12 protein-coding genes and 1 pseudogene are annotated in these 13,258 nt (G+C 72.8%); 7 read left to right on the top strand and 6 right to left on the bottom strand.

Annotated features, from left to right (window positions below):
- Positions 1-286: 286 nt before the first annotated feature.
- Positions 287-880 carry an isopentenyl-diphosphate Delta-isomerase gene (gene idi, locus ACFV20_RS10515; RefSeq protein ID WP_142157065.1) on the top strand — a complete coding sequence of 198 codons (594 nt, stop codon included), beginning with the start codon at positions 287-289 and terminating at the stop codon, positions 878-880.
- A 21-nt stretch (positions 881-901) separates the two neighbouring features.
- On the opposite strand, the gene ACFV20_RS10510 is transcribed toward idi, so the two are convergent.
- Positions 902-1,408, bottom strand: coding sequence for an ATP-binding protein (locus ACFV20_RS10510; protein ID WP_385654811.1), 507 nt, complete (start codon positions 1,406-1,408; stop codon positions 902-904).
- Between the two features lie 218 nt (positions 1,409-1,626).
- Between ACFV20_RS10510 and ACFV20_RS10505 the strand changes: the two genes are divergently transcribed.
- Complete coding sequence (locus ACFV20_RS10505) at positions 1,627-2,382, top strand: enoyl-CoA hydratase/isomerase family protein (protein WP_385654809.1); 756 nt, start codon at positions 1,627-1,629, stop codon at positions 2,380-2,382.
- Here the strand turns inward: ACFV20_RS10505 and ACFV20_RS10500 are convergent.
- Complete coding sequence (locus tag ACFV20_RS10500; protein WP_385654807.1) at positions 2,369-3,004, bottom strand: DJ-1/PfpI family protein; 636 nt, start codon at positions 3,002-3,004, stop codon at positions 2,369-2,371. The genes ACFV20_RS10505 and ACFV20_RS10500 overlap by 14 nt on opposite strands.
- 36 nt (positions 3,005-3,040) lie before the next feature.
- Positions 3,041-4,000, bottom strand: coding sequence for a GlxA family transcriptional regulator (locus tag ACFV20_RS10495; protein ID WP_385654804.1), 960 nt, complete (start codon positions 3,998-4,000; stop codon positions 3,041-3,043).
- A gap of 126 nt (positions 4,001-4,126) precedes the next feature.
- Between ACFV20_RS10495 and ACFV20_RS10490 the strand changes: the two genes are divergently transcribed.
- From ACFV20_RS10490 to ACFV20_RS10475, 4 genes are all read left to right on the top strand, one after another.
- A complete protein-coding gene (locus ACFV20_RS10490) occupies positions 4,127-5,002 on the top strand; it encodes a hypothetical protein (protein WP_385654802.1) in 876 nt (291 codons plus the stop codon).
- Positions 5,003-5,069: 67 nt separating this feature from the next.
- Positions 5,070-5,195, top strand: coding sequence for an LPFR motif small protein (locus tag ACFV20_RS10485; protein ID WP_267889763.1), 126 nt, complete (start codon positions 5,070-5,072; stop codon positions 5,193-5,195).
- Positions 5,196-5,294: 99 nt separating this feature from the next.
- Complete coding sequence (locus tag ACFV20_RS10480; protein ID WP_385654800.1) at positions 5,295-7,697, top strand: Tex family protein; 2,403 nt, start codon at positions 5,295-5,297, stop codon at positions 7,695-7,697.
- A complete protein-coding gene (locus ACFV20_RS10475) occupies positions 7,648-8,049 on the top strand; it encodes a putative glycolipid-binding domain-containing protein (RefSeq protein WP_385654797.1) in 402 nt (133 codons plus the stop codon). The genes ACFV20_RS10480 and ACFV20_RS10475 overlap by 50 nt, the downstream gene beginning before the upstream one ends.
- Here ACFV20_RS10475 and ACFV20_RS10470 read toward each other — a convergent pair.
- Both ACFV20_RS10470 and ACFV20_RS10465 read right to left on the bottom strand, forming a co-directional pair.
- A complete protein-coding gene (locus tag ACFV20_RS10470; protein ID WP_385654796.1) occupies positions 8,046-9,686 on the bottom strand; it encodes an ABC-F family ATP-binding cassette domain-containing protein in 1,641 nt (546 codons plus the stop codon). The genes ACFV20_RS10475 and ACFV20_RS10470 overlap by 4 nt on opposite strands.
- A 29-nt stretch (positions 9,687-9,715) precedes the next feature.
- Positions 9,716-10,738 carry an oxidoreductase gene (locus tag ACFV20_RS10465; protein WP_385654793.1) on the bottom strand — a complete coding sequence of 341 codons (1,023 nt, stop codon included), beginning with the start codon at positions 10,736-10,738 and terminating at the stop codon, positions 9,716-9,718.
- A 66-nt stretch (positions 10,739-10,804) separates the two neighbouring features.
- On the opposite strand from ACFV20_RS10465, the pseudogene ACFV20_RS10460 reads away from it, so the two are divergent.
- Positions 10,805-11,737, top strand: a pseudogene (locus ACFV20_RS10460) (NAD(P)/FAD-dependent oxidoreductase); the annotation flags it as partial.
- Here the strand turns inward: ACFV20_RS10460 and ACFV20_RS10455 are convergent.
- Positions 11,680-13,212: a BCCT family transporter gene (locus tag ACFV20_RS10455; protein ID WP_385654790.1), complete on the bottom strand. Its 1,533-nt coding sequence runs from the start codon at positions 13,210-13,212 to the stop codon at positions 11,680-11,682. The pseudogene ACFV20_RS10460 and the gene ACFV20_RS10455 overlap by 58 nt on opposite strands.
- Positions 13,213-13,258 lie beyond the last annotated feature (46 nt).

Raw genomic sequence — 13,258 nt, 5'->3', positions numbered from 1 at the left:
TGGCGAGAGGTGCATGAGGCACATGGGGCGCACGGTGCGGTGCGTGCGCCGGAGGACGCAACCCTCCGCCGTGCGCCCGCGTCCTGAGCCCCACAGAACCGGTGGGGACGATTTCTCGCCTGCCCGGCCGGGCACGATCCTCTACCGGGTCCCTTTCCCGGCGTCCGGCCGGTACCGGCCACGGGTCCGCCTCGCCGCGCGGGACATGCGGGCGGGCCGCGAAGTGCCGGGAGTGCCGGATTCGTACGGCAGACTTGGGGCGCGAAGACCGATGTGAAGGATGGGTATGCCGATCACACCTGCCACCGCGACGCACAACCCGTCGAACGGCACCGCAGACGCGATTTTGCTGGAACTGGTCGACGAGGACGGCGTGACGATCGGCACCGCGGAGAAGCTCGCCGCCCACCAGCCGCCCGGACAGCTGCACCGCGCGTTCTCCGTGTTCCTCTTCGACGAGTACGGCCGGCTGCTGCTCCAGCAGCGCGCGCTCGGCAAGTACCACTCCCCCGGTGTGTGGTCCAACACGTGCTGCGGTCACCCCTACCCCGGCGAGGCGCCCTTCGCGGCGGCGGCGCGGCGCACCTTCGAGGAGCTCGGCGCCTCCCCGTCCCTGCTGGCCGAGGCGGGCACGGTCCGCTACAACCACCCGGACCCGGAGTCCGGTCTGGTGGAGCAGGAGTACAACCACCTCTTCGTCGGCATGGTGCAGGCCGTGGTGCGGCCGGACCCGGAGGAGGTGGCGTCGACGGTGTTCGTGACCCCGCCGGAGCTGGCGGAGCGGCACGCCAAGGACACCTTCTCGGCCTGGTTCATGACCGTCCTGGACGCGGCCCGGCCGGCGATCAGGGAGCTGACGGGCCCCTCGGCCGGCTGGTGACCGGGAGCCCGGCGGCGGGTCCTACGCGAAGCGCGCGGGTTTGAGCGGCAGGGCGGCCCAGATGACCTTGCCGCCGCTCGCGGTGTGATCGACCTCGCACACCCCGCCCGCCTCCCGGGTGATCTCGCGCACCAGGAGCAGTCCCCGCCCGCCGGTCCGGCCGTGGTCGGTCTCCAGGGCGGTGGGCCGGTAGGGGTGGTTGTCCTCTACGGACACCCGGAGCCAGTCGGCGCCGACGGCCAGCTCGACGGCGACCGTCGGCGACAGCACCGCCGCGTGCTTCACCGCGTTCGTCACCAGCTCCGAGACGATCAGCAGCAGCCCCTGGGCCAGGTCGTCCGGGACCGGCACCCCCTGACGCCGCAGCAGGTCCCGTACGGCGTGCCGTGCCTGCGGGACCGAGGCCTCGACCGCCGGCGCGGTGAACCTCCACACCCCTTCGTACGGCAGCGGGTCCGTGGGCGCCGCACCGAGGGGCGCCGCACCGCCCTCCGGGCGCGGACCGAACCCACGCCCCTGGTCGTCCATAGTCCGGTCGCCACCCTCGCGCTCGATTGTCGCCACACCCCGAGTGTTGGGAACGATGCGCCTCGCACCCCGGGACTGAACACAAGTCAGCAGGTATCGAGCACTTCTGACCGTTGGCGTATGACACGGTCAGATGTGGGACTGGTCCTGTCCCTGTTGTGCCGTCTCGGCGAACTATTCGGGTTGTACGGGTTTGGCAGCCGGATAGCATCCGGCGCATGGAGCCGCAGCTGCAGTGCCGTGTGACCGGGTCGGTCGCGACGGTCGTCATACGTCATCCCGAGAAGCGCAACGCCATGACGGCCGCCATGTGGCGCTCCCTCCCGCCGCTGCTGGAGGAGCTCGCGGGCGATACGGGCGTGCGAGCGCTGGTACTGACCGGCGAGGGCGGGACGTTCTGCGCCGGGGCCGACATCTCGACGCTGCGGGGCTCGCCGGAGGAGGCACAGGGGCTGGCCGTGCGGGCCGAGGAGGCCCTGGCCGCGTTCCCGAAGCCGACGCTGGCCGCGGTCCGGGGGCACTGCGTGGGCGGTGGGTCGCAGCTGGCGGCGGCCTGTGATCTGCGGTTCGCCGAGGAGGGGGCGCTGTTCGGAGTGACGCCCGCGAAGCTCGGGATCGTCTACCCGGCGTCCTCGACCCGGCGGCTGGTGTCGCTGGTGGGACCGGCCACCGCCAAGTACCTGCTGTTCTCCGGCGAGTTGATCGACGCGCCGCGGGCGCTGCGCACCGGCCTGGTGGACGAGGTGCTGCCCGGGGGCGAACTCGGCGAGCGGGTGGAGGAGTTCACCCGGATCCTGGTGTCCCGTTCGCAGCTGACGCAGGCGGCGGCCAAGGAGTTCGCGGACGGGCGTACGGACCGGGACGCGCACTGGACCGGGCAGGCGCGCGCGAGCGGCGACACCGCGGAGGGGGTCGCCGCGTTCCTGGAGCGCCGGCAGCCGCGGTTCGGCTGGAGCGTGCCTACGTCAGGATGATCCCGGCGTGCTCGCGGAACAGCTCGACGAGATGCGCGGGGGCCTTCTCGGGCGATCCGGCGTCGTAGGGCGGCTGCGGGTCGTACTCGGTGCCGAGCTGGACGAGGCGCGCGTGGTCGTCGCCCGCGATCCGGCCGAGCAGGGTCAGTCCCATGTCGATGCCGGAGGAGACGCCGGCCGCCGTGACGTACTTGCCGTCGGTGACGACCCGCTCCCCCGTCGGCTCGGCGCCGTGCCGCTTCAGTTCCTCCAGGGCCAGCCAGTGGGACGTGGCGCGGCGGCCCCGGAGCAGTCCGGCCGCGGCGAGCAGCAGGGAGCCGGTGCACACGGACGTGGTCCAGGTGCTGGTGGCGTCGGCGGTGCGCAGCCAGGTGAGCAGCGGGCCGTCGGCCGCGAGAGGGAGCGGGCCCGGGCCGCCGGGGACCACGATGATGTCGGGGCGGGGCACGTCGGCCAGGGCCCGGTCGGCGACGAGCGCGAGGTTCCCCGAGTCGTTGCGCACGGGGCCGGCCTCCTCGGCGACGAAGACGGTCTCCGCGTCCGGGAGGCGGCCGAGGGTCTCGTAGGGGCCGACGGCGTCGAGGGCGGTGAAGCGGTCGTAGAGGACGACGGCGATCTGCACGGGGGCGGGTCCTTTCCGGCGGGCGGAGTCGAGGGTTCAGGGCGTGGTCGCGGGGCGGAAGCGGCGGCGGTACTCGGCCGGGGGCGTGCCCAGGGTCCTGACGAAGGCGCGGCGCATGGCCTCGGGCGTGCCGTAGCCGCTGGTGCGGGCGATCTCCTCGACGCCGTCGGCGGTGTCCTCCAGGAGGCGCCGGGCGTGTTCCAGGCGGACGCGGTCCACGTAGCGGCCCGGTGTCATCCCGGTCTCGGCGCGGAAGGCCCGGGCGAAGTGGCGCGGTGAGAGGCGGGCGCGGGCGGCCAGGGTCTCGACACAGAGATCCGCGTCGGGGTGGTCGGTGATCCAGCACTGGACGTCCCGCAGTGGCTCGCGCTGTGCGGTCTGGGCCGCGAGCTGGGCGCTGAACTGGGCCTGACCGCCGGGCCTGCGCAGGAACACCACGAGGTGGCGGGCGACGGTGAGAGCGGCGTCCCGTCCCAGGTCGTCCTCGACCAGGGCGAGGGCCAGGTCGATCCCGGCGGTGACGCCGGCCGAGGTGGCGATGTACCCGTCGCGCACGTACACGGGGTCGGGGTCGATCGTGACGGCCGGGTGCGCGCGGGCGAGCCGGTCGCAGTAGGCCCAGTGGGTCGTGGCGCGGCGGCCGTCCAGCAGGCCCGCCGCGGCCAGCACGGCGGCGCCCGTGCACACCGAGACCAGGCGCTCCGCACGCGGCCCGCGTTCGCGCACCCAGTCCACCAGGCGCGGGTCGGGCCGCAGGCTGCCCGTGCCGCCGGGGACGAGGAGGATGTCCGGGTCCGCGGCGGTGGTCAGGGACTCGTCGGGGACGAGGGTCAGCCCGCTGGTGGTCCGCACGGGCGCGCCGTCGAGGGAAGCCGTGCGGATCCGGTACGTACCCGGGGCGAGCAGCTCCGCGCCCGCGAAGACCTCCACGGGCCCGGTGACGTCGAGACTCTGCAGACCGTCGAAGAGGACGGCGAGCACGGTGCGGGGGGCCATGCCGTCGATTGTTCGCGTGGCGTGAGCATGACTGCAAGGACGAGTACCCCACCTTTCCTGCCACGGGGCACACGGTCGGCACACGGCCCCCGAGCGACATACCAAGCGGTTGGTAACCTGCCGGGCATGACGACGACCGCTCTGGAGCCGCGCGCCGGCCGGCGCTGCCACACCGTGCTCAACTCCCTGCACGCGACGCACTACTTCTCCCCGGACCTCGGGCGGGAGCTGGGCGCCGTCGGGGTCACCGACCCGCGCGCCGTGAACTTCGCCGTACGGGCCGCCGCCCTCGGACCGGTGGGGGCCGGGGCCGTGACGGCCGCCTTCTACAACTACAAGCACGAGCTCGTGGCCCGGTACGTGCCGGCGGTGTGGGAGACCGCCACTCCCGCGCAGGTCCTCGCGGCTCGCACCCGCGCGGTCGACACGACCCTGCGGCGCCTCCTCGGCGAGGAGGCCCTGGCATCGGCGGAGATGGCCGAGGCGGCACGGCTCGCCCTGCGCGCCGCCGAGGCCGGCTCGCGCGCGGCCCGGCCGCTGTACTCGGCACACGCCGATCTGCCCGTCCCCGCGGAGCCGCACCTCGCCTACTGGCACGCGGCGACCCTGCTGCGCGAGCACCGGGGCGACGGGCACCTGGCCGCCCTGATGTCCGCGGGTCTCGACGGCCTGGAGGCGATGGTGACCCACACGGCGACCGGCAAGGGCATGACCCCGAAGTGGGTGTGCGCCACCCGGGGCTGGAGCCGGGAGGACTGGGACGCGGCGACGGAGCGGCTGCGCGGACGCGGACTGCTGGACGCCTTCGGAGACCTCACCGAGCGGGGCGTCGCCCTGCGCCGGGAGATCGAGGAGGAGACGGACCGTCTGGACCGTGCCCCGTACGAACACCTGGGCCCCGAGGGCGTGGCACGGCTGACCGAACTCGGCGGGACGTTCGCACAGGCCGCGCTCGCGGCCGGGGCGTACCCGGCGGACCTGATCGGCAAAGGTGACGCATAGTGACGCGTTCCTGAGGTACCCGCTCTCCACCGGCCGTCAGGGCCGGGAGCGGAGAAAGGGGAATTTCGTGTTCCGTGCTATCGCAGACGTGCTGCGCCAGATCGGCGGCGCCATCGCCACCGTTGTGACGCTTCCCTTCCGGGCGCTGGCCCGGCTGTTCGGCGGGGCCTCGTCCTCCACCCGCAGGGCCTGATCCGGACCGCGACCTGCCGGGTACCGCCCTGATCCCCGGGTGTCGGTGTCACCTGCCACAATTGCCGCGCAACCTCAGTGGAGAAGGCGGTACGGGATCGTGACGACACCCGGGTCCAACGGGTCCATCAAGGCAGTGTCCATCGAAGGCAGGATCGCCGAGGAGCTCGGCGTACGGGAGCGGCAGGTCAGGGCCGCCGTGGAACTGCTCGACGGCGGTTCCACGGTGCCCTTCATCGCCCGCTACCGCAAGGAAGCGACCGAGATGCTCGACGACGCGCAGCTGCGCACCGTCGAGGAGCGGCTGCGCTACCTCCGCGAGCTGGAGGAGCGGCGGACGGCGATCCTGGACTCGGTGCGCGAGCAGGGCAAGCTCACCGGGGAACTGGAGGCGAGCATCCGGGGCGCCGAGACGAAGGCGCGCCTGGAGGACATCTACCTCCCGTACAAGCCCAAGCGGCGCACCAAGGCGCAGATCGCCCGTGAGGCGGGGCTGGAGCCGCTGGCGGAGGGGCTGCTCGGCGATCCGTCGGTCGACCCCCTCGCCGCGGCTGCCGCGTTCGTTGACGCCGGCAAGGGCGTGGCGGACCCGCAGGCGGCCCTCGACGGCGCCCGGGCGATCCTCACCGAGCGGTTCTCGGAGGACGCCGACCTGATCGGTGAGCTGCGCGAGCGCATGTGGGTGCGCGGGCGGCTGGCCGCCAAGGTGCGGGAGGGCAAGGAGGAGGCGGGGGCGAAGTTCTCCGACTACTTCGACTTCGCCGAGCCGTTCACGGACCTGCCCTCGCACCGGATCCTCGCGATGCTGCGCGGCGAGAAGGAAGAGGTCCTCGACCTCGTCCTGGAGCCCGAGGAGCAGACCGACGGCCCCTCCTCGTACGAGGGGATCGTCGCCCACAGGTTCGGCATCACCGACCGGGGCCGCCCCGGCGACAAGTGGCTGAAGGACACCGTCCGCTGGGCGTGGCGCACCCGCATCCTCGTCCACCTCGGCATCGACCTGCGGCTGCGGCTGCGCACGGCCGCCGAGGACGAGGCCGTGCGGGTCTTCGCGGCGAACCTGCGCGACCTGCTGCTCGCCGCCCCGGCGGGCACCCGTGCCACGCTCGGCCTCGACCCCGGTTTCCGTACCGGGGTGAAGGTCGCCGTCGTCGACGCGACCGGCAAGGTCGTCGCCACGGACGTCATCCACCCGCACGTCCCCGCCAACCGGTGGGACGAGGCCATCGCCAAGCTGGCCCGGCTGGCGAAGGAGCACGCGGTCGAGCTGGTCGCCATCGGCAACGGCACCGCCTCCCGCGAGACCGACAAGCTCGCGGGCGAGCTGATCACCAAGCACCCCGAGCTGAACCTCACCAAGGTGATGGTGTCCGAGGCCGGTGCCTCCGTGTACTCGGCGTCCGCCTTCGCCTCGCAGGAGCTGCCCGACATGGACGTGTCGCTGCGCGGCGCCGTGTCGATCGCCCGCCGGCTCCAGGACCCGCTGGCCGAGCTGGTGAAGATCGACCCGAAGTCGATCGGTGTCGGCCAGTACCAGCACGACCTGTCCGAGGTGAAGCTGTCGCGTTCGCTGGACGCGGTGGTGGAGGACTGTGTGAACGGCGTGGGCGTCGACGTCAACACGGCGTCGGCCCCGCTGCTGGCCCGGGTCTCCGGCATCACGTCCGGGCTCGCCGAGAACATCGTGGCGCACCGCGACCAGAACGGGCCGTTCAAGGCCCGGGGTGAGCTGAAGAAGGTGGCCCGGCTCGGCCCGAAGGCGTACGAGCAGTGCGCGGGCTTCCTGCGGATCCGCGGCGGTGACGACCCGCTGGACGCGTCGAGCGTGCACCCCGAGGCGTACCCGGTGGTGCGGCGCATGGTGAAGACCGCCGGGCAGGAGGTCGCCGCGCTCATCGGCAACACGGCGGTGCTGCGCTCGCTGAAGCCTGAGGACTTCGTCGACGAGTCGTTCGGTCTGCCGACGGTGACCGACATCCTCAAGGAACTGGAGAAGCCGGGACGCGACCCGCGCCCGGCCTTCAAGACGGCCGTCTTCAAGGAGGGCGTGGAGAAGATCTCCGACCTGTCCTCCGGGATGATCCTCGAGGGCGTCGTGACGAACGTCGCCGCGTTCGGGGCGTTCGTCGACGTCGGCGTCCACCAGGACGGCCTGGTGCATGTCTCCGCCATGTCGAAGACGTTCGTGAAGGACCCGCGGGACGTGGTGAAGCCCGGCGACATCGTCAAGGTGAAGGTGCTCGACGTCGACATCCCGCGCAAGCGGATCTCGCTGACGCTGCGGCTTGAGGACGAGGCGGCCCGGCAGGGGCAGCAGGGCGGCGGCTCGGGTGAGCGGCGGCAGCGCGGGGGGCGTCCGCCGCAGCAGCGGCAGGGCGGGCGTGGTGGTGGCGGCGGCCGCGGTGGTGGCGGTTCGCGTCAGGCGCCGCCGCCGGCCAACAGCGCGATGGCCGATGCGCTGCGCCGCGCGGGGCTGGCGGACCCCAAGGGCGGCAGGCGCTGACGGCTTTGCCGTGGGGCCGTGGGCCCGTGGGGATCTGCGGGCCGTTGTGGCTGGTCGCGCAGTTCCCCGCGCCCCTGGGAAAAGGGCGCTTCGCGCCCTTTCCGTTCCAGGGTTGCTGCATGGGTGCCATCACCTGGGAAGTGTCGGGGAGTCAGGGGTTCGAGACCGCCTGGGTTCCGCCTGGGTGTCGATGCCGGACCTGGCCGTGCGGCCGTCGCGGCAGACCTCCACACATCTGCGACCGGGGCGCGTGCGCTTCTCCTCGGGCGACTTCCGCAGCGATCTGGAGTTCGACGAGGAGGGGTTCGTCGTCGACTATCCGCGGCTGGCCGGGCGCCTGACGGCCCGTTAGCGCTCCGTCACCTTGCCGTCCGCCACCTCCAGGCGGCGGGTGACGTGCACCGCGTCCAGCATGCGGCGGTCGTGGGTGACCAGCAGCAGGGTGCCCTCGTAGGCGTCGAGGGCGGACTCCAGTTGCTCGATGGCGGGCAGGTCCAGGTGGTTGGTCGGCTCGTCGAGGACCAGGAGGTTGACGCCCCGGCCCTGGAGCAGTGCCAGCGCGGCCCGGGTGCGCTCGCCCGGGGAGAGGCTCGCCGCGGGGCGCAGGACATGGTCCGACTTCAGGCCGAACTTGGCCAGGAGGGTGCGGATCTCGACCGGTTCGGTGTCCGGGACGGCCGTGCGGAAGGCGTCGAGCAGCGACTCCTCGCCGTGGAACAGCTTGCGGGCCTGGTCGACCTCGCCGAGCAGGACACCCGAGCCGAGCGCGGCGTGCCCGGCGTCCAGCGGGACACGGCCGAGGAGGGCCGCGAGCAGCGTGGACTTGCCGGCGCCGTTGGCTCCCGTCACCGCCACCCGGTCCGCCCAGTCGATCTGCAGGGACACCGGGCCGAGGACGAAGTCACCGCGGCGCACCTCGGCGTCCCGCAGGGTCGCGACGACCGCGCCCGAGCGCGGGGCGGACGCAATCTCCATGCGCAGGTCCCACTCCTTGCGGGGCTCCTCCACGACGTCCAGGCGCTCGATCATGCGCTGGGTCTGGCGGGCCTTCGCGGCCTGCTTCTCGCTGGCCTCGCTGCGGAACTTGCGGCCGATCTTGTCGTTGTCGTTGCCCGCCTTGCGGCGGGCGTTCTTCACGCCCTTGTCCATCCAGGAGCGCTGCATCTGCGCGCGGTCCTGGAGGGCGGCCCTCTTGTCGGCGTACTCCTCGTAGACGTCGCGGGCGTGGCGGCGGGCGACCTCCCGCTCCTCCAGGTACGCCTCGTAGCCGCCGCCGAAGAGGTTGACCTGCCGCTGGGCGAGGTCGAGTTCGAGGACCTTGGTGACGGTGCGGGTGAGGAACTCGCGGTCGTGGCTGACGACCACCGTTCCGGCGCGCAGGCCGCTCACGAAGCGTTCCAGGCGCTCCAGGCCGTCCAGGTCGAGGTCGTTGGTCGGCTCGTCCAGGAGGAAGACGTCGTAGCGGGACAGGAGCAGGGAGGCGAGTCCGGCGCGGGCCGCCTGGCCGCCGGACAGGGACGTCATCGGCTGGTCCAGGCCGACGGCGAGACCGAGGCCGTCGGCGACCTCCTCGGCGCGTTCGTCGAGGTCGGCGCCGCCCAGGCCGAGCCAGCGCTCCAGGCCGGTGGCGTAGGCGTCGTCGGCGCCGGGTGCCCCGTCGACCAGGGCCTGGGTGGCCTCGTCCATGGCCCGCTGGGCCTCGGCGACGCCGGTGCGGCGGGCCAGGAACGCCCGCACGGTCTCACCGGGGCGGCGGTCCGGCTCCTGCGGGAGGTGGCCGACGGTGGCGGTCGGCGGGGACAGGCGCAGTTCCCCCTGCTCGGGTGCGGTGAGTCCGGCGAGCAGCCTGAGCAGGGTGGACTTGCCCGCTCCGTTGGCCCCGACCAGGCCGATCACGTCGCCGGGCGCGACGACGAGGTCGAGTCCGGTGAACAGGGAGCGGTCGCCGTGGCCGGCGGCGAGGTTCTTGGCGACGAGGGTGGCAGTCATCAGAGCGCCGATCCTAACCGCCGGGCCGCTCAGGGGGTCACGGCCGCCACCAGGACGCTTCCGGAGGTGCGCGCCACGACGAACGACCGGCCCCGGACGGCCTTGGTGTCGAGGGCGACGCGGTGGCGGCCGGGTTCGAGGACGCCGTCGAAGACCTCGTGGGTGTGGGTGCGGGAGAGCCGGTCGAGGCGGTACGCGGTCAGCGTGACCCGGCAGGTGGAGGTGACCTCGACGTCGGCGGTGCCGTCGGCCGCGGTGAGGCCGGTGAGGCGGCGCCGGTCGGCCGGGCTGCGGTCCAGGGCGTGTTCGATCTGGGCGACGAGGAGCGGAACGATCGGGGCGAGGCCGTCGACGTGGGCGACCGGGACCCCGGCCCGCTCGAAGGCACGGCGGACGGCGGCGCGTTCCCGCTCCCCGGCCGCGTGGCCGTGGACGACGGCGCCGTAGCCGCGGAGTTCGTCGGCCGGTACGCCGTCGGCGTCCTGGGCGATGTCGGCGCCGACGCCGATCGTGCGTAAGGCGGCGGCCAGTCTGGCGAGGACGGCGACGCGGGCGCCGATCAGCAGGACGCGCCGACGGGGATCGGGCGCGGAGCCGTTCAGCAGGGCGCCGAGCGCCGTCCGGTACTCGGGGCCGCGGAAGCGGAACGGGCCGATGCCGTGGTAGCCGTTGAGCTCCAGGTCGGCGTGGTCGCCGGTCTGCCAGGCGAAGTCCTGCCAGATGAAGTCCTCGCCGTCGCTGCGGATCACCGCGGTGACGGCACCGCAGGCCAGGTCCTCGCACTCGGGGCAGCCGTAGACGACGTAGCGTCCGTCGGGCAGCGGGGCCGGACTCTCCAGGAGCAGGCTGCGGACCTGCGCCGTGAAGATCGCGGGCGGGACGTCGGAGGCGAGCGGGGAGACCGCGTCGAGGTCGGAGAGCTGGAACAACAGGGGACGTCCGTCGACGATGAAGTCGACGAAATCCCGGTGGACCCGGTAACCACCGTCGCTGCTGACTCCCCCGGCCCGCATCGCGGGCGCCAGGCCGAAGGTCGCGTACTCGGCACACATACGGTGAGTATTCCCACACTGCGCGTGATGTGAGCACGGCATGACGGATTCCGCTACGGTCCCGGCATGTCGAGTGAGCCGAGTGACGAGATCGTGGTGGTCGGCGGAGGGGTCATCGGGCTGACGACCGCCCTGGCCCTGGCGGAGCGGGGCCGGCGGGTCCGGGTGTGGACGCGGGACGCCGTGGGGGCGACCACCTCCGCCGTCGCGGGCGCGCTGTGGTGGCCGTACCGGATCGAGCCGCTCGCGACGGCACGGGCGTGGGCGCTGCGGTCCCTGGAGGTGTACCGGGAGCTGGCGGCGGGCACCGAACCGGCCGGCGTACGGATGGCCGAAGGGGTACTGGGCGAGACGCCCCTCGACGAGGCCGACGCGTGGCCGGCGGGCCGGGTGGCGGGGCTGCGGGCGGCCACGCCCGGCGAGTACGCGGGCACGGGCCTGTGGGCGCGGCTGCCGCTCATCGACATGCCGGTCCATCTGCCGTGGCTGCGGGACCGGTTCGTCGCGGCGGGCGGCGTGGTCGAGACGCGTACGGTGGCCTCCTTCGCGGAGGTGGACGCGCCGGTCGTGGTCAACTGCACGGGGCTCGCCGCGCGGGAGCTCGTGCCGGACCCTTCTGTACGGCCGGTGCGGGGCCAGCTGGTCGTCGTGGAGAACCCCGGGGTCGACACCTGGCTGGTCTCCACCGACGCGGCCGGGGACCACGCGTACCTGTTCCCGCAGCCGGGAGGGCTCGTCCTCGGCGGTACCTCCGAGGAGGACGCGTGGTCGCTGGAGCCCGACCCCGCGACCGCCGAGGCGATCGTCCGCCGCTGTGCGGCCCTGCGGCCGGAGGTCGCCGGGGCCCGGGTGCTGGGGCACCGGGTGGGCCTCAGACCCGCCCGGCCCGCGGTCCGGCTGGAGCGGGACACCCTGCCGGACGGGCGGCTCCTGGTGCACAACTACGGCCACGGCGGCGCGGCCGCGAGGATCGTGAGGTTCTGCAGACCGGTCAGCGCATCCCCCTGGCCGCTGCCGACGAGCAGCATGATCGCGGCCACCGCACCGGTGACCACGCCCCAGAACACGACCACGAAGCGGCCGGGTTCGAGCGCGCCCTTCTGCGACAGGGTGCCCATGACGATGGAGGCCGCGTCGGCGCCCGAGACGAAGAAGATGCCGACGAGGATCATCACGAGCAGGCTCGTGACGGTCGCGACGGGGAACTGCTGGAGCACGCCGAAGAGCTGTCCCTCCGGGGTCGCCTCCTTGCTGAGCTGCCCGTCCTCCTGCATCTTCATGGCCGAGCCGCCGAAGATCGCGAACCAGATCAGGCTGACCGTGCTGGGCACGAGGATGACACCGCCGACGAACTGGCGGATCGTGCGCCCCCGGCTGATGCGGGCGATGAACATGCCGACGAACGGCGTCCAGGAGATCCACCACGCCCAGTAGAAGACCGTCCAGCTGCCCAGCCAGTCGGCCACGCCCTCGCCGCCGCTCGCCTCGGTCCGGCCGGCCAGCTGGGGCAGGTCGCCGAGGTAGGCGAAGACGGAGGTGGGCAGCAGGTCCAGGACGATGATGGTCGGGCCCGCGACGAACACGAACAGGGCGAGGATCAGCGCCAGCACCATGTTGGTGTTGGACAGCCACTGAATGCCCTTCTCCACACCGGAGATCGCGGACGCCACGAAGGCCAGGGTCAGCACCGCGATGATCGTGACGAGCAGCCCGGTGCTCACCTTGTCCATCCACTTCAGCTCCTGCACACCGGAGCCGATCTGGAGCGCGCCCAGACCCAGGGAGGCGGCGGAGCCGAAGACGGTCGCGATGATCGCGAGGACGTCGATGGCCCGGCCGACGCCGCCGTTGGCGTTCTTCTCGCCGATGAGCGGGGTGAACACCGCGCTGATGGTCTGCCGGCGGCGCCTGCGGAAGGTGCTGTAGGCGATGCCGAGGCCCACCACGGCGTAGATCGCCCACGGGTGGAGCGTCCAGTGGAACAGGGTGGTGGCCATGGCCGTCTCCATGCGTTCGCCGGAGTCGGCCGGGTTCGTACCCGGCGGGGGCGTGCCGTAGTGGGACAGCGGCTCGCTCACGCCGTAGAACATCAGGCCGATGCCCATGCCCGCGCTGAACATCATCGCAACCCACGACACGGTGCGGAACTCGGGCTCCTCGCCCTCCGCGCCGAGGTGGATCCGGCCGTAGCGGCTGATCGCGAGCCAGAGGGCGAAGACGACGAAGCCGGAGGCGGCCAGCATGAACGCCCAGCCGCCGTTGTGCATCAGGCCGCCGAGCATGCTGGTGGAGACGCTTTCGAGCGAATCGGTCGCCGTGGCGCCCCAGATCACGAAGGCCAGGGTGAGCGCCGCTGTGACGCCGAAGACGATGCGGTCGGTCTGCGGCCGGTCCTGGCCGGGCAGACCCGCTTCCGACCCCGGTAGCGTGGCTCCGTCCGGGGAGCCCTTGTCGGGTGATCGTTCTTGCGTCACAGGCGGCACCTTTCATCGGGACAGCAGGTGAGGACGCGGTCCTCGT

This window comes from Streptomyces sp. NPDC059696 (assembly GCF_042733745.1).
Classification (GTDB): Bacteria; Actinomycetota; Actinomycetes; order Streptomycetales; family Streptomycetaceae; genus Streptomyces.
Note: the sequence above shows the minus strand (reverse complement) of the source record. Positions and strands in the feature narration are given on the sequence as shown.